This window comes from Methylobacterium sp. BE186 (genome assembly GCF_031457035.1).
Lineage (GTDB): Bacteria > Pseudomonadota > Alphaproteobacteria > Rhizobiales > Beijerinckiaceae > Methylobacterium > Methylobacterium segetis.
The window spans coordinates 31,473-46,890 of sequence record NZ_JAVDVV010000017.1; the positions used below are offsets into that span (position 1 = coordinate 31,473).

A 15,418-nucleotide genomic window follows, 5' to 3' on the forward strand; every position below is an offset into this window, starting at 1 on the left:
GCACGGGAGAGAGGGCGCGTCGCGGCCCTCAGGCGGCCCCGCGCGTCTCGCCCTCGCCCCCGGTATCGACGAAGGCCTTGAGCTCGTCGAGGGAGTTGAAGGTGTAGCGGCCCCGCGGCGTCTCCGCCTCGATCGAGCCGTCCGCGTACATCACGTAGGTGTTGCCGCCCGAGGCATGCGTCCCGACGATCTCCCGGCCGGGCTGCGGCTCGGGCGGGGAGACGTCCTCGGCGAGGATCTCCGCATCATGGGGCTCCGCCGCGGCCGCGTGATGGGTCTCGGCCGGTTCCTCCCGCAGCGCCGGGCGCAGCGCGACCGGCTCGGGCTCCGCCTCCTCCGGCCGGGGGGCCGCCTCGGGATGGGGCTCCGGAGAGGCGAACAGGTCGTCCTCCGGCCCGATCCCGTCATCCGGTTCGGGCAGGGATGCGGGGGCGGGTTCGGGCGTGGGTTCGGGGCTCGGCTCGAAGGTCGGCTCGAAGGTCGGCTCGCGGCGGGCGGCGGCGAGACCGGGATCGTCCGGCTGCGCCGGCTCCGGCAGCGGCAGTTCCGGCTCGGCCGGGTGCCTGCCCTCGCCCGTCTCCGGCCCCGCCGCGTGGAGTGGGGGCAGGGTGGTCCGGTCCGGGCCGGCGCCCGACGAGAGGAAGCCCGCCGAGAGCCCGGCAAGGGCCGCCCCGCCGACCGCCGCGCCGCCGACCGCCGCGCCGGGGAGGGCCGCGCCGCCGAGGGGGGGCGCGGTCTCGGCCCCGAAGGCCGGGCGGGGCCTCGGCCCGTCCGTCAGGAGGGGCTCGGCGCGCAGGGCCGTCCCGTCCTCCGCGAAGACGGGAGGGGGGCTCGGCGGCAGCCCGAGATCGGTGCCGGCCGCCCGATGCGCGACCGGCTCGGCCGCCAGCGCCCGCTCGACCCGCCGCACCCGGTCGGCCACGGCCGCGAGCCCCGCCAGGACGGCGCCGGCCGAGGCGACGGTCGCCCCCGCGATCACCATCGCGAGACCGCTCTCCAGGCGTACGAACGGGAACCCCTGGATCACCGAGGCGGCACCGCCGATCATCATGGCGACGGCGAGCGCGAGCAGCGCAACGATCATGTTACTCTCTGGTACAGACCGGACGTCCGGCCCGGAAACAGTAAATCCCTGGCCCGGTTTTGCAAAATCCGAAAGGGCATGGCCCGTGCCCCGGCCCCGCGTCGTCCACGGAACTTGTGGAGGGCGCTCGCGGCCCGCGGGTGGCGCCCGCCGGACCCGCGATTCCGGGTCCAAGGCCAAGCTTTCCCCGTGCACGGGGCCGGCACGGGGGCGGACGGCGTTGCCGTGGCCTCGGCACCGACTTACCTAAGCGGCCGTTGCCTTGAGGACGGCGCGCGCCTTGCGTGGCCGCCGGCACAGGATTCACCCCGAGGATGCGGCCTCGCCTGACGCCGCCTCCCATTCCCGGAGCGATGCCGATGACCTTCACCCTGCCGGAACTCCCCTACGCCTACGACGCGCTCGGCCCCTACATGTCGAAGGAGACCCTGGAGTTTCACCACGACAAGCACCACAAGGCCTATGTCGACACGGGCAACAAGCTGCTCGAGGGCACGGATCTCCAGGGCAAGAGCGTCGAGGAGATCGTCAAGGCGAGCTACAACACCAATCAGGCGCTCTTCAACAACGCCGGCCAGCACTACAACCACATCCATTTCTGGCAGTGGATGAAGCCGAATGGCGGCGGCGCCATCCCCGGCGCGCTCGCCAAGAAGATCGACGAGGATCTCGGCGGCGCGGAGAAGTTCAAGGCGGACTTCATCCAGGCCGGCATCGGCCAGTTCGGCTCGGGCTGGGCCTGGCTCGCGGTCAAGGACGGCAAGCTCGCCATCCTGAAGACCCCGAACGGCGAGAACCCGCTCGTGCACGGCGCCAAGCCCATCCTCGGCGTCGACGTGTGGGAGCACTCCTACTACATCGATTACCGCAACCGGCGCCCCGACTACCTGAAGGCCTTCATCGAGAACCTCGTGAACTGGGAGCACGTGGAGCAGATGTACGCCGAGGCGACCAAGTAGGGCGGGCCTCACCTCTCCCGTTCGGGAGAGGTCGAGGGCGCGGCACGCGCACCGGGTGAGGGGGCGGCCCTGCCGGAAGAGCCTGAACCCCTCACCCCGGCCCTCTCCCGGACGGGAGAGGGCGCGCGTCGCGCCCCTTGAGATGCGGCGCGAAACCGGCTCTTGATGCGCCCCGCCGGGCCGACCCGGCCGAGACAGGGCGCCCAGGTCATTTCCTCCCCCAAGCAAGTCATTTCCTCCCTCAAGATCGAACGCCGGACGGCCTCCGCGGGCCTCCGCCCGTGATCCGCTCCATCCTCTCCGTCGGCGGCTGGACGCTCGTCTCCCGCGTCACGGGCTTCGCCCGCGACGTGGTGATGGCCGCGGTGATGGGCGCAGGCCCCGTGGCCGACGCCTTCGTGGTGGCCTTCCGGCTGCCGAACCATTTCCGCGCCATCTTCGGCGAGGGCGCCTTCAACACCGCCTTCGTGCCGGCCTATGCGAGCCGGGCCGAGGCCGGGGCGGCGGGCGAGGCCCGCGCCTTCGCCGACCGCGTCTTCACCCTGATGCTGATCGTGCAGGCGGTCCTCGTCGCGCTCGCGCTGCCCCTGATGCCCCTCGTGGTGCGGGCGCTGGCCCCCGGATTCGCCGAGGACCCGGCCCGCTTCGACCTCGCGGTGGCGCTGACCCGCATCACCTTCCCCTACCTCCTGTTCATGACGCTGGTGACGCTGCTCTCCGGCGTGCTCAACGCGCATCGCCGCTTCGCCGCTGCCGCCGGCGCGCCCGTTCTCCTCAACCTCGCGATGCTGGCGGCGCTCGGCCTCGCCTTCCTGTTCCCGAACGCGGCCTACGCCGCCGCCTGGGGCGTCGTGGTCTCCGGCGTGCTGCAGCTCGCCCTCGTCTGGTGGGATTGCCGCCGCGCCGGCCTCGCCCCGCACCTCGCCCGGCCGCGTCTCGCCGACCCCGACATGCGCCGCTTCTTCAAGGTGCTGGGGCCGGCCGTGATCGGCTCGGCCGGCTTCCAGATCGCGGCCTTCGCCGACACCATCATCGCGAGCCTGCTGCCGACCGGCGCCGTCTCGGCCCTCTACTACGCCGACCGGCTCTACCAGCTCCCCTTCGGCGTCATCGCCATCGCCGCCGGCACGGTGCTGCTGCCCGAGATGAGCCGGCGCATCGCGGGCGGCGACGTGGCCGGCGCACATGCCGCGCAGAACCGGGCTGCGGGCTTCTCGCTGGCCCTCTCGGCTCCCTTCACGGTCGCCTTCCTGACCCTGCCGGGCCTCATCATGACGGCGCTGTTCCAGCGCGGCGCCTTCAGCGCGGAGGATGCCGCCCGCGCAGCCTCCGTGCTCGCCGCCTACGGCCTCGCGCTGCCCGCCGTGGTGCTCGTGCGCAGCGCGGTGGCGAGCTTCTATGCCCGCCACGACACCGCGACGCCGCTGATCGCCTCGCTCACCGCCATCGCGGTCAATGTCGGCCTGAAGGTCCTGCTCACCGGCCCCTACGGCGTGACCGGCCTCGCCCTCGCCACGGCTGTCAGCCAGTGGGTGAACCTGATCCTCCTCGTCGTCCTCGCCCTGCGCCGGGGCTGGACGGCGCCGGGACGGGGGCTGCTCGTCACGATCCTCGGCGTGGTGATCGCCTGCGGCGCGCTCAGTGTCGTCGCGCTCTACGGCCTGCCCCTGGCCGACCGGCTGGTGCCGCCGCTCCCGCACCTGCGCGAGGTCGCGGTGCTCGCCCTCCTCGGCAGCGCCGGCTTCGCGGTCTACGGGCTCATCCTCCTCGGCACGCTGCGCCTGTTCGGCCTGCGCCTCCGGCGAACCTGACGTCTGGGCGGACCCCACCCCTGGGCGGGGCGCCGGCCCGCGCCATCTCGGGGGGCCGAACCGACGCGGTAGCGCCCATGTCCGAGACCCTGCTCGCCGGCAAGAGACTTGCCGTCTTCGACGCCTACGGAACCCTGTTCGACGTGCATTCCGCGGTGCAGCGCCATGCCGGGGCCGTCGGCCCCGAGGCCGGCCCGCTCTCGGAGGCGTGGCGCACGAAGCAGCTCGAATACAGCTGGGTCTACGGGCTGATGGGGCGCTACCGGAGCTTCTGGTCGCTCACGGAGGCGGCCCTCGATTATGCCCTGGCGAGGCACCCGGGCGTCGACCGGCGCCTGCGCGGCCGGCTCCTCGACGCCTACCGAGACCTCGACGCCTATCCGGAGGTGCCCGCGACCCTCGACGCCCTGCGCGCCCGCGGCCTGGCCACGGCGATCCTCTCGAACGGCGACACCGCCATGCTGGAGCGCGCGGTCGCCTCGGCGGGCCTCGGGCGCCACCTCGACGCGACGCTCTCGGTCGATCCGGCCGGGACCTTCAAGACGAGCCCCGCCGCCTACGCGATCCCCTGCGATCGGTTCGGAATCGGCCGCGAGGCGGTGCTGTTCGCATCCTCGAACCGCTGGGACATCGCCGGCGCCACCGCCTTCGGCTTCACGACGGCCTGGGTGAACCGCATGGGCGCGCCGGACGAGTACGCCGACCTGCCGCCCGGCCGGGTGATCGGCAGCCTCGACGCGCTCTTGGCGCCCGCCTGACCGGCCGCCGGCCGGGGGCCTGCGTTCCCGCGACCGGGGGGCTCGACCCAGGCCCTTCGGGCGGATGATCGCGATCTACGCGCGGCGGTCCCGAAACGAGATCGCACGCGCACGGAAGTACACAATCAAGGGTCGAGTTTCGAGGCCGGTCCCGGCCGCGCTCAACCGGATTGTGCGCGGCGCATTCGCGGATTCTTAAACATCCGGGTGTTGGATTTCCCTCAACACGAACCGGAGATTTCGCGCGTGCGCCTCGACCCTTCCGTCATCCTCGTCCGGGCCGCCCTCGCCGGCGCCCTCCTCATCGGCGCCGGGGCGCAGGGCGCTTCCGCCCGCGACGGCATGAACGCGGCGATCCTCGGCGGCGTCGCCGGCGGCGTCCTCGGCGGGGTCGCCGCCAACGCCCTCATCAACGGCGCCCAGCCCGCGCCCCCGCCGCCGCCCGCCTACCGGGCGCGGCCCGCCTACGTGGAGGAGGAGGCCGTCGTGGTGCGCCCGCGCCGCGCGCCCGTCTGCCACTACGAGCGCCGCAAGGAATGGCTCGACGAGGACAATTTCGTCTACAAGCGCGTCGAGGTCTGCGAGTAAGATCAGGGCGTTAAGCGGCCTTCGTCAGCAGCCAATCCTCCACCACGAGGGCGTCGAGCCCCGTGGTGTAGAACATCAGGATCGCGTCCTCCGCCGTGTGGAGGATCGGCTTGCCCATCACGTTGAAGCTCGTGTTGAGGAGGATCGGCACGCCGGTCAGGTCGCGGAACGCCGCGATCAGGGCGGCGTAGGCCGGGTTGCGCGCGGGCGTCACGCTCTGGAGCCGGCCCGTGCCGTCGGCATGCACCACCGCCGGCACCGTCTCCCGCACGCCCTCGCGCCAGACGAGCGTCCGCTCCATGTAGGGGCTGTCGGCATAATCCTCGAACCAGTCGGGCCCGGCCTCCGCCAGGATCGAGGGCGCGAAGGGCCGGAACGCCTCCCGGTACTTCACCTTGGCATTGAGCGCATCCTTCGCCCAGGCCGGCCGCGGATCCGCCAGGATCGAGCGGTTGCCGAGGGCGCGCGGCCCGAATTCCGCCCGCCCCTGGACCCAGCCGACGAGGCCGCCCTCGGCCAGGATGCGCGCCGCCTCCCGGGTCACGCCCCCATGCCCGAGCCGGCGCGCGCGGGGCTCCCAGGCGGCCATCCGCTCGAAGGGCTCGGTCGAGACCCGCGAGCCGAGATAGGGCGTCAGGGGACGCGCCGCTTGCGGAGGCCCGCGCCAGTCCGGATGGTCCTCGGCATAGGCGAGCCAGGCGGCGCCGACCGCGTTGCCGTCGTCGCCCGGCGCCGAGGGCACGTGCAGGTGCCGGAAGCCGGAACGGCCGAGCAGCCTGCCATTGTAGGACGAGTTGAGCCCGCAACCGCCCGCCACGACGAGGTTCTCGTGGGGCGCGAGCCGCCACGCCTCGTCGACGAGGGCGTCCATCAACTCCGCGAAGATGTCCTGCCCGCAGCGGGCGAGGTCGGCCCAGCCGCTATCGAGGGCGTCCGCCGGGCGCCGCGCCAGGATCGCGGCGGCGACCGCCTGCACGGTCGCCTCGTCCGCGAAGCGCAGGCGCCCGTCCTCGACCGAGAACAGGCGGCGCAGGAGCGCCATCAGCTCGGGATCGGTGCGGCCGTAGGGGGCGAGCCCCATGATCTTCCACTCCTCCCCCTTCACCTGGTCGAAGCCGGCGAGGTCCGTGACGAGGCCGTAGAGGAAGCCGACGGAGCCGCGCCCGCGATGGCGGCGCACCTCCTCGATGCGGCCGTCGCTCAGCCGGTAGAGGGCGGCCGCGCCCGTCTCGCCCATGCCGTCGACGATCAGCGCCGTCGCGTCGGAGAAGGGGCTGCCCCAGAGGCCGTAGGCCGCATGGGTGAGGTGGTGGGGATAGCGCCGCTGAGCGCGGATGGCGGCCCGCGGGCTGCCGCCGCCGCCGCGGATCTCCTGGTTGAGGGCGAGCAGCGTGCCGTAGCCGGCGCGCGCCTGCGCGAGGGCGAGGTCGGCGATGAAGATGCGCTCGGCCTGCTCGGGCACGAAGGAGCGGTTGAGCGTGCTCGGGTGGCGGGCGAGCGCCTCGAGCGCGAAGGCGCCGCTCGCCCCCTGGCCCGTCAGGAAGTCCGTGAACTGAGCCCCCCAGCTCGAGGCCACCACGATCTCGGCGCCGTCCGGCACGTGCGCCTTCAGGAGGCCGACCATGCGCGAGGCGGGGTCCGGCTCGCAATTCGGGGCCCGCTTGTACTGGAGGTAGCGCTCCGCGGCCTCCGCGAAGAGGACGTCGCCATCCGGCCCGACGAGGGCCAGCGCCGGGTCGTGGAAGGTCGTCGCGAGGCCGAGATAGTAGCGCATCGGGCGCCTCTCCATGCGGGCGGCCGCGCGGGGCCGGATGGGCGGCGGGGTTACAGGTCGTGGCCTCGGGCCGCAACGGTCAGGCTGGCTTCGGTGCGGCGCTCGCCCGTTCCCGGCCTGCGGTGAGGGCGAGGAGGGCCGCTCCGACGATCCCGGAGAGCAGCGAGCCGCCGAGCACGCCGAGCTTGGTCTCCGTCTCGTGCGCGGCATCCGCGAAGGCGAGGCCGCCGATGAACAGGCTCATGGTGAAGCCGATGCCGCACAGGATCGCGACGCCGTAGACCTGCGCCCAGGTCGCTCCCGCCGGCCGGGACGCCAAGCCCGCCGCGACGGCGAGGCGCACGCTCGCGAAGATGCCGGCCTGCTTGCCGAGGAAGAGCCCGAGCGCCACGCCGAGGGTGACCGGGTGCAGGATCGTCTCGGCCGACACCCCGACGAGGCGCACCCCGGCATTGGCGAAGCCGAAGACCGGCACGATGAGATACGTGACCCAGGGCGTCAGGGCATGTTCCAGCCCGTGGAGCGGCGAGGTCGGGTCCTCCGGCCTGCCCGGGCTCGGCCGGATCGGGATCGTGAGGGCCAGTAGCACCCCCGCAACCGTGGCGTGCACGCCGGAGCGCAGCACGAAGAACCACAGGGCGAGGCCCAGCACGAGGTAGGGCGCGAGCCGCGCGACGCCGAGCCGGTTGAGGGCGGCGAGCGCGCCGAGCGTCAGGGCGGCGAGCCCGAGCATCGTCGGGTCGAGCCCGCCCGTGTAGAAGAGGGCGATGATGAGGACGGCGCCGAGATCGTCGACGATCGCCACGGCGCTGAGGAAGATCTTGAGGGAGACGGGCGCCCGGGCGCCCAGCAGCGCCAGCACGCCGAGGGCGAAGGCGATGTCGGTGGCCGCCGGGATCGCCCAGCCCCGCAGCGTCCCGGCGCCCGCGTTGAGGGCGACGTAGACGAGGGCCGGCACCACCATGCCGCCCAGGGCGGCAAGGCCCGGCAAGGCCCGGTCCGGCCAGGTGCGCAGGCGCCCGTCGAGGGCCTCGCGCTTGATCTCCAGGCCGACGAGCAGGAAGAACACGGCCATCAGGCCGTCATTGATCCAGTGCAGCAGGCTCAACGGGCCGAGGGGCAGGTGCAGCGCCTCGGCGTAGGCCTCCGCCAGGGGCGAGTTCGCCACGATCAGGGCGAGCGCTGCGGCCGCCATCAGGACGAGGCCGCCCGCCGCCTCGCTGGTGAGGGCGGTGCGGAGCGCGGAGAGCGGGCGCGGCCTGTTCATGCGGGTCCCCGCGCGTCAGGACTTCGTGCCGCCGCCGAGCACCGCGCGGATCAGGCGCTTGCCGTCCTCGCTCGACCACTCGGCCGGCCCCTTCATCACGCCGATCTCGCAGCCGCCCGCGTCGATGAGGAGCGTCGTCGGCAGGCCGGTCGAGCCCGTGTCGCGCTGAACCGCGGGCAGCACGCGCCCGCCGGGATCGGCGTAGTAGGCGAGCCGCGTGATGCCGTTGTCGCGCATCCAGGCCGGCGGCCGGTCGAGGTTGCGGGTGTCGAGGTTGATCGCCACCACGGCGAAGTCCGGCCCGCCGAACTCGCCCTGGAGCCGGTCGAGGGCCGGCATCTCCGCCTTGCAGGGGGCGCACCACGTCGCCCACAGGTTGACGAGGAGCGCCCGGCCCCCAAGCGCGGCGAGCGACGTCTCCGCGCCGTCCGGCCCCTTGAAGACGAGGTCGGGCGCGGGCTTCGGCACGTCGAGGAGTTGCATCGCCGCGACCTCGCCGCTGGCGTGCGGGCTCGCGCGGGCGATCGTCTCCGCGGCCCCTGGGCAAGGGCCGGCGACCTCGGGCCCGTTGCCGCCGCGGCCCGTCCCGTATAGGGCGAGGCCGGCGCCGAGCGCGGTGACGAGGGCTGCCCCCACGGCGAAGGAGGCGAGGCGGCCGGGCCTCATCCTTGCGATCCCGCGACGGGCCGGTGCGGCGAGAGGGTGTGACAGGTCATGAGCAACCGGATGTGGGGCGGGCGCTTCGCGAGCGGCCCCGCCGAGATCATGGAGGAGATCAACGCCTCCATCGGGTTCGACAAGCGCCTCGCGCCCCAGGACATCCGCGGCTCGCTGGCGCATGTGGCGATGCTGGGCGAGACCGGCATCCTGCCAGCGGAAGATGTGGCCGCGATTTCCGCCGGGCTCAAGTCGGTCCAGGCGGAAATCGAGTCCGGGCAGCTCGCCTTCAAGCGCGAGCTTGAGGACATCCACATGAACGTGGAGAGCCGCCTGCGCGAGATCGTCGGCCCCACGGCCGGGCGCCTGCACACGGCGCGCTCGCGCAACGATCAGGTCGCCACCGACATGAAGCTCTGGGTGCGCGACACCCTCGACAGCCTCGACGGGCAGGCCGAAGACCTGCAGCGGGCTCTGGCCGAGAAGGCGCTCACGCATGCCGCCACGGTGATGCCGGGCTTCACCCACCTGCAATCGGCCCAGCCCGTCACCTTCGGGCACCATCTCCTCGCCTATGTCGAGATGCTCGGGCGCGACCGCGGGCGCCTGCGCGACGCCCGCGCGCGGCTGAACGAATGCCCCCTCGGGGCGGCCGCGCTCGCGGGCACGTCCTTCCCGATCGACCGGCACGCCACGGCGGCGGCGCTCGGCTTCGACCGGCCGACGGCGAACTCCCTCGATTCCGTGGCCGACCGCGACTTCGCCCTCGAAGCGCTCTCGGCGGCGGCGATCTGCGCCGTGCACCTGTCGCGCTTCGCCGAGGAGCTCGTGGTCTGGACCTCGGCGCAGTTCGGCTTCGTGAGGTTGTCGGACGGCTTCACCACCGGCTCCTCGATCATGCCGCAGAAGCGCAACCCGGACGCGGCGGAGCTCGTGCGGGCCAAGTCCGGCCGGGTCATCGGCGCGCTCTCGGGCCTCCTCATCGTGATGAAGGGCCTGCCCCTCGCCTATTCGAAGGACATGCAGGAGGACAAGGAGGGCACCTTCGACGCGCTCCAGACCCTCTCGCTCTGCCTTGCCGCGATGACCGGCATGTTGCGCGATCTCGAGCCCGTGCCGGAGACCCTCGCCCGCGCCGCCGGCTCGGGCTACGCCACCGCCACGGACCTCGCCGATTGGCTGGTGCGGGAACTCGGCCTGCCCTTCCGCGACGCGCACCACGTCACCGGCCGCCTCGTCGGCGCGGCCTCCGCCCGCGGCGCGGGGCTGGAGGAGCTGTCGCTTGCCGAGATGCAGGAGGCGGAGCCGCGCATCACGGAGGCCGTCTACGCCGTGCTCGGCGTCGAGAACTCGGTGACGAGCCGGACCAGCTACGGCGGGACCGCGCCGGCCAACGTCCGTGCCCAGGCCGAGCGCTGGCTTGCACAGCTTAACGGGGAAAAGGGCTGAAAAACGTGCAGGCAACCGCCATCTCCGCGCGTGCGTTCACGGCTCAGCTATGTGAACCTCGCTAAGAGGCGGTCCGAGCGCATCGGAGATCGTGCATGCCCCTGGAGAGTTGGATCACGCCGGACGAGACGGACGCCCTCGCGGCGGCCGCGCGGGCGCAGATCGACGCGGCCCTGACCGGCCACCCGTCGACCGACCGCGAGGCTTACTGGGCCTCCGTGCGCAAGGCCTACAACACGCCCTACAACGACCCGGCGCCCCGCAAGCGTCCCGCCGTCGAGATTCCCGCCCCGCCCGCCGACGTGCCGAGTCCCGCCCACCTGCCGAGCCCCGCCGTGATCGCCGGCCTCGGTGCCCCCCCGGCCGAGATCCACGCGGCCTGAACCTCCGAGGGGCGGCGTCTCTCGATGCCTGCCGCGGCAGAGGGCCGGGGCGGCAACCGGGGCGCGCCCCTTGCCCATCGCGCGCTCAAGCTTCACAAGTTGCGCGAACAAGCCCTGCCGCGGTGCGGGGTTCGCCGCGTTCGTCTGCCTGCCGCCCGCGGCGGTCGGCGTGCGGCGTCCTGGGCCGCCCCATCAGGATGTGTCGATGCTTCGTGTTGCGCGCTGGCTCACTGCCGGATCCTTCGCCCTGGCCGGGCTTGCGGCCCCGACAGGCCTCACGGGAAGCGGCCGTTTCGTGACGGGCGCATCCGCGCAGGAGGCCGAGCCGGCGCCGACCTCGCGGCGGCGCGGGCGCGAGCGGTCGGCCCCGAAGCCCGCCGTCGCTCCGCCCGGCACGCAGCAGGCCGTGCCGCTCGCCACCTTCGGGGACTGGAACGTCTTCGTGAACGGGCAGGGCAGGGCGCGGATGTGCTACGCGATCGCCCAGCCGACCGCGCGCTCCCCCGCCACGCTGAAGCGCGACACGGCCTATTTCTTCGTGACCGTGCGCAAGGGCGAGAACGTCCAGAACGAGGTCGCGGTGATGCTGGGCTTCCCCTCGAAGCCGGCGGCGGCCCAGGTGAAGCCCGGCGCCCCTCCGGCCGCGACGGACCCGACGCTCAACCTCGGCAGCACGCGCTACGGCCTCGTCGTGAAGGACGGCAATGCGTGGTTGCAGAACCCGGCCGACGAGGCCCGCGTCGTCGCCGAGATGAGCGCGCGCAACCTGAAGCTCGTCATCAAAACGACCTCGCTGCGCGGCAACCCGACGAGCGACGAGTACGCGCTCGGCGGGTTCGCGGAGGCGATGAAGAAGACGCGCGAGGAGTGCAAGTAGGAGGCGGCCGGCGGAGGCAGGGCCACCGCCGGAGGCGTGGGGGCTCTGCCGTCAGACCGCCTGCAGCCGGCGCGCCGCCTCGTGGCGGGGACGGTGGGCGCCGCGGCGGACCCGCTCGCGGGCGGCCCGCGCCGCCTGCTCGACGCTGCGGAAGACCGTGCCGTCGAGGGCGTCGAAATCGCGCGACGACGAGAAGAAGCGGACGCCGCCGTGCTCGGGCACGGCGATGCCCGCGGTCGTCTCGCCGACCTCGATGATGCGGGTGGGGGCGGGCTCGCTGTAGGGGCGGGACCGGGCCTGCGGGGGAAGGGAAGCGATCTCGGTGGGCGGCGGGACCTCGGCGAGGGTGAGGCTGCCGGCGTGAAGATGGGACATCGGACGAAGAACTCCCTGGGCCGGAACGGAACCGGCCATGCGATAGCTGGGCGACGTGACGGTGGGATGAGCGTCAGCGTCGACAGCACTCGCGGGACCGGCGCGGCCATGCACGGGCAACGGAGAGGTCCCGGAAGATCTGACGAACGGTCACGGCAAGTCATCCTTTCGTTGAAGGACCACGAGGCGCGAGCGCTTCGCGGTGCTTTAGCGTTTGGTGACGCGGCGCAAGCTACACACTTCAAATCACCGCGGCCGAAGGACATCGCGAAGACATCGTCCGGCAGATATGAGGATGGTATCGCCGGCCTTTCCCGTCAATGGCAGGCTTTTTCGAATTCGGGCGCCTCCCTAGGACGGACAGGGCCCGCGGGCGGCTCCGCGCGACCGCTTCCTTCGCGGGCCGCCCGCCCCGGTGCCCTCAGGCCGTCGCGGCGATCACGCTCATGAGGTCGCGGTAGTCCCGGAAGACCCGCGCCGCGCCGGCGGCGGCGAGGTCGGCGCCTGTCGGATCGTGCCTCCAATGGCCGCCTCCGGTGAAGCCGACCACGCTCATGCCGGCAGCACGGGCGGCGGTGACGCCCGGCACGCTGTCCTCGATGACGAGGCAGGCGGCCGGCTCGACGCCCATCCGCCCGGCCGCGTGCAGGAACAGGTCCGGGAAGGGCTTGCCGCGCGCCACCTCCGCGGACGAGAAGACCCGCCCCTCGAAGAGCGGCATGAGGCCGGTCAGCGTCAGCGTGTGGCGCAGGCGCACGGGATCGCTGCTCGAGGCGACGCAGGTGGGGATCCCGAGGGTGCGGACCGCCTCCGCGACGCCCGCCATCGCGCCGAGATCCCGGTCGAAGGCCGCGAGCGTGTCGGCCTTGACCCGCTCCACGAAGCCGTCCGGGGCGGCGACGCCGTAATCCGTCGCCACGTGCGCCATGATCGAGGGCATCGAGGTGCCTGCAAAGCGCGCGCGCACCGTGTCGACGTCGATCGCCACGCCGATCCCGTTGAGGGCGGCCGTGAGGCAGCCGAGGCTGATCGGCTCGCTGTCGATGAGCACGCCGTCGCAATCGAAGATCACGAGCGCGGGCCCGCCCGTCTCCGCCGCGGCCGCCCGGCTGCCTCCGCTTCCCTCCAAACGCCGTCCCTCCCGCTGAGCCGCGCGCCCTGTGGCATGGCGGTGCGGCTCAGGCAATCGGCCCCATCGTCGCTTGCGCCGGGGCGGGCGCGCCCCTACTCCACCGCGGATGGCGGCCCGCGCCCGGGCCGCGCGACGGGGCCCGAGGTCGAAGACGCGCGATGTTCCGCTTCCTGCTCCGCTTCCTCGGCTTTCTGCTGCTCGCCGGGGGCTTCGTCGCCCTGGTCTACGACGGCGCCCGCTCGGTCGCGAATAACGGCCTGCGGGTGACTCCCCTGAGCGATCTCCTCTTCACCCTGTTCAAGGACAAGGCGAGCGCCCTTCAGGCGACGGTGGAGGGTGTGGCCCCCTGGCTCTGGCAGGTGCTGGTGCTGCCGCTGACGCTGGCGCCGGCTTCCCTCCTCGGGCTCGGCCTCGGCGCGATCCTGCTCTGGCTCGGCCAGCCGGCCCGCGAGCCGATCGGGTTCCTGACCCGGCCCTGACGGACGCTTCCGGGGCGGGAGGCCGGCCCCCTTCTTCGGACGAGGCCCTAGCTCGCGCGCCGCCAGCGTTGCGCGACGTGCGGGGCGATCAGCAGGCCGGGCGGCGGGGCGGAACTCGGCGGCGGTGCGATCAGCGCCTCTTCCAGGAAGGCGAGGGCGGTCTGCAGCCCGTGCAGCGTGTAGGGCTTGGCGATGACGCCGAGGGCGCCGCCGAAGGAGCCGTCGATCTCCGCGCCGGGTTCCGCCCCGCCGAGCACGCGCCGGTCGTTCGCTGTGACGAAGATGACGGGGATGCCCGCGTCCCGAGCGAGGCACCGGCCGACGCGAAATCCGGTCTCGCCGTCGCACAGGCGCAGGTCGACGAAGGCGAGGTCCGCGTCCAGCGTCTCGGCGGTCCGGATCGCCTCCTCGCCCGACATCGCGGTGGCCACGACCTCGTGGCCCGCGGCCGTCACCAGCGCCTCGAGCTGCATCAGGAGGATGGCTTCGTCCTCGACGAGGAAGACGCGTAGGGACCGCTGGTCCATCATGCGGATCGGGGATCTCTCGGCCGGTGCGGGAAGGCGACCGCAGGGGGCGATGCGGTTCGCGCGTGACGTGGCTTTGCGGGGCGGCTCCAAGCCTTGCGGCGGGCGCGGCGGTTCAGCCGGACAGGATCAGCTCCACGCGCGTGCCCTTGCGCGGCGCGCTCGCCACGGTCAGCCGGGCGCCGAGCTGGCGGGCGAGGGTCCCCATCAAGGACTGTCCGAAGGTGGACCGCGCCTCGGCCGCCTCCGGCATGCCGATCCCGTCATCCTCCACGACGATGCGGATCTCGCTTCCGGCGGCGACCTGCACCGCAATGGTGCCGGGCCGACCCTCGGTGAAGGCGTGCTTGAGGATGTTGGTCACGATCTCGTTGAGCAGCAGCGCGACGGCGACCGACTTGTCCGCGTGGATCACCGCCGAGGCGAGGTCCAGCTCGACCCGGATGTCGCTGCGCCCCGTCGCCCCCACGAGATCGGCCACGAGATCGCGCACGAAATCCGCGATGTCGAAGCGGGAGGCGCTCTCCGACTGGTGCAGGCGCCGGTGGACCGTGCCGAGGGCCTCGACCCGCTGCAGGGTGTCCAGCATGGAGGCCCGCGTTGACGGATCGGGGATCCGCTGGCTCTGCAGCACGATCATCGCGGCGATCATCTGGAGGTTGTTCTTCACCCGATGGTCGATCTCGTGGATCAGGGTGGTCTTGACCGCGAGCGCCTCCTGCAGCGCCTCGTTCGCCGCCTCCCGCTCGCGGATCAGCCGGTAGCGCTCCGTCACGTCGAGTTGAGCCGCGAAGTAGAATTGCAGCGTGCCGGACTTGGCATGCACCGGGTTCAGATGCAGGGCGTTGTAGAAGGTCGAGCCGTCCTTCCGGTAGTTCAGGAGGTCGATCTCGATCGAGCGCTCGGCGCGGACCGCCTCGCGAACCCGGGCAATCGATTTCGGGCAGGTGCCGGGTCCCTGCAGGAAGCGGCAATTGCGGCCGGTCACCTCGAAGCGCTCGTAGCCCGTCATCCTGAGGAAGGCCGGGTTCGCGAAGACGATGGGATTGTCGTGCCTGCGCGGGTCGGTCACGACCATCGGCAATTGCGTGGTGCGGATGATCGCGGAGAAGGGGTCGATCTCGCCGAATAACGGGTCGATCTCGCCGAATTCAGCACGCGTGCGCTCCGCGAGACGCGAGGCGTCGGCGTTGTCCATGGTCCCTCCCCGACCGATCGAGCGGCGACGCCGGGGGCGCCGCGCCGCGAACGCTATCGTACGGTTCGCGCTAGTCAAGACTTGGCAGGACGATCGCACG

Annotated in this window: 16 protein-coding genes; 8 read left to right on the forward strand and 8 right to left on the reverse strand. The window is 72.7% G+C overall.

Features of this window, described 5'->3' with window-relative positions; genetic code table 11:
• Positions 1-28: 28 nt before the first annotated feature.
• Entirely contained in the window at positions 29-1,084 is a 1,056-nt protein-coding gene (locus tag J2X36_RS17240; protein ID WP_310351932.1) for a hypothetical protein, read from the reverse strand.
• Positions 1,085-1,443: 359 nt separating this feature from the next.
• Here J2X36_RS17240 and J2X36_RS17245 point away from each other — a divergent pair, with 359 nt between their 5' ends.
• The 4 genes from J2X36_RS17245 (at position 1,444) to J2X36_RS17260 (ending at position 5,200) form a co-directional block, all read left to right on the forward strand.
• Complete coding sequence (locus tag J2X36_RS17245) at positions 1,444-2,043, forward strand: superoxide dismutase (protein ID WP_109896233.1); 600 nt, start codon at positions 1,444-1,446, stop codon at positions 2,041-2,043.
• Between the two features lie 281 nt (positions 2,044-2,324).
• Entirely contained in the window at positions 2,325-3,854 is a 1,530-nt protein-coding gene (murJ, locus tag J2X36_RS17250; RefSeq protein ID WP_310351938.1) for a murein biosynthesis integral membrane protein MurJ, read from the forward strand.
• Between the two features lie 77 nt (positions 3,855-3,931).
• Complete coding sequence (locus J2X36_RS17255) at positions 3,932-4,612, forward strand: haloacid dehalogenase type II (protein WP_310351941.1); 681 nt, start codon at positions 3,932-3,934, stop codon at positions 4,610-4,612.
• 246 nt (positions 4,613-4,858) lie between these two features.
• Positions 4,859-5,200, forward strand: a complete 342-nt coding sequence (locus tag J2X36_RS17260; RefSeq protein ID WP_405029808.1) for a hypothetical protein — start codon at positions 4,859-4,861, stop codon at positions 5,198-5,200.
• A 10-nt stretch (positions 5,201-5,210) separates the two neighbouring features.
• On the opposite strand, the gene J2X36_RS17265 is transcribed toward J2X36_RS17260, so the two are convergent.
• The 3 genes from J2X36_RS17265 to tlpA form a co-directional block, all read right to left on the reverse strand.
• A complete protein-coding gene (locus J2X36_RS17265; RefSeq protein ID WP_310351944.1) occupies positions 5,211-6,974 on the reverse strand; it encodes a carbamoyltransferase C-terminal domain-containing protein in 1,764 nt (587 codons plus the stop codon).
• Between the two features lie 79 nt (positions 6,975-7,053).
• Positions 7,054-8,241, reverse strand: coding sequence for a Na+/H+ antiporter NhaA (gene nhaA / locus J2X36_RS17270; protein WP_310351947.1), 1,188 nt, complete (start codon positions 8,239-8,241; stop codon positions 7,054-7,056).
• Between the two features lie 15 nt (positions 8,242-8,256).
• Entirely contained in the window at positions 8,257-8,907 is a 651-nt protein-coding gene (tlpA, locus tag J2X36_RS17275) for a thiol:disulfide interchange protein TlpA (RefSeq protein WP_132255880.1), read from the reverse strand.
• A 48-nt stretch (positions 8,908-8,955) separates the two neighbouring features.
• On the opposite strand from tlpA, the gene argH reads away from it, so the two are divergent.
• From argH to J2X36_RS17290, 3 genes are all read left to right on the forward strand, one after another.
• Positions 8,956-10,347, forward strand: a complete 1,392-nt coding sequence (gene argH, locus J2X36_RS17280; RefSeq protein ID WP_310351954.1) for an argininosuccinate lyase — start codon at positions 8,956-8,958, stop codon at positions 10,345-10,347.
• A 95-nt stretch (positions 10,348-10,442) separates the two neighbouring features.
• Positions 10,443-10,730: a hypothetical protein gene (locus J2X36_RS17285; protein ID WP_310351957.1), complete on the forward strand. Its 288-nt coding sequence runs from the start codon at positions 10,443-10,445 to the stop codon at positions 10,728-10,730.
• A 205-nt stretch (positions 10,731-10,935) separates the two neighbouring features.
• Positions 10,936-11,607 carry an invasion associated locus b family protein gene (locus J2X36_RS17290; protein ID WP_132255883.1) on the forward strand — a complete coding sequence of 224 codons (672 nt, stop codon included), beginning with the start codon at positions 10,936-10,938 and terminating at the stop codon, positions 11,605-11,607.
• 51 nt (positions 11,608-11,658) lie between these two features.
• Here the strand turns inward: J2X36_RS17290 and J2X36_RS17295 are convergent, their stop codons facing one another.
• Both J2X36_RS17295 and J2X36_RS17300 read right to left on the reverse strand, forming a co-directional pair.
• Positions 11,659-11,982: a hypothetical protein gene (locus J2X36_RS17295; protein ID WP_310351959.1), complete on the reverse strand. Its 324-nt coding sequence runs from the start codon at positions 11,980-11,982 to the stop codon at positions 11,659-11,661.
• A 421-nt stretch (positions 11,983-12,403) separates the two neighbouring features.
• Entirely contained in the window at positions 12,404-13,111 is a 708-nt protein-coding gene (locus tag J2X36_RS17300) for an HAD family hydrolase (protein WP_310351960.1), read from the reverse strand.
• 161 nt (positions 13,112-13,272) lie between these two features.
• On the opposite strand from J2X36_RS17300, the gene J2X36_RS17305 reads away from it, so the two are divergent.
• Positions 13,273-13,593, forward strand: a complete 321-nt coding sequence (locus J2X36_RS17305) for a PetM family of cytochrome b6f complex subunit 7 (RefSeq protein ID WP_132255884.1) — start codon at positions 13,273-13,275, stop codon at positions 13,591-13,593.
• Positions 13,594-13,640: 47 nt separating this feature from the next.
• Here J2X36_RS17305 and J2X36_RS17310 read toward each other — a convergent pair whose 3' ends face one another.
• Entirely contained in the window at positions 13,641-14,123 is a 483-nt protein-coding gene (locus J2X36_RS17310; protein ID WP_310351964.1) for a response regulator, read from the reverse strand.
• Positions 14,124-14,235: 112 nt separating this feature from the next.
• Complete coding sequence (locus tag J2X36_RS17315; protein WP_310351967.1) at positions 14,236-15,318, reverse strand: histidine kinase dimerization/phosphoacceptor domain -containing protein; 1,083 nt, start codon at positions 15,316-15,318, stop codon at positions 14,236-14,238.
• Between the last annotated feature and the right edge of the window lie 100 nt (positions 15,319-15,418).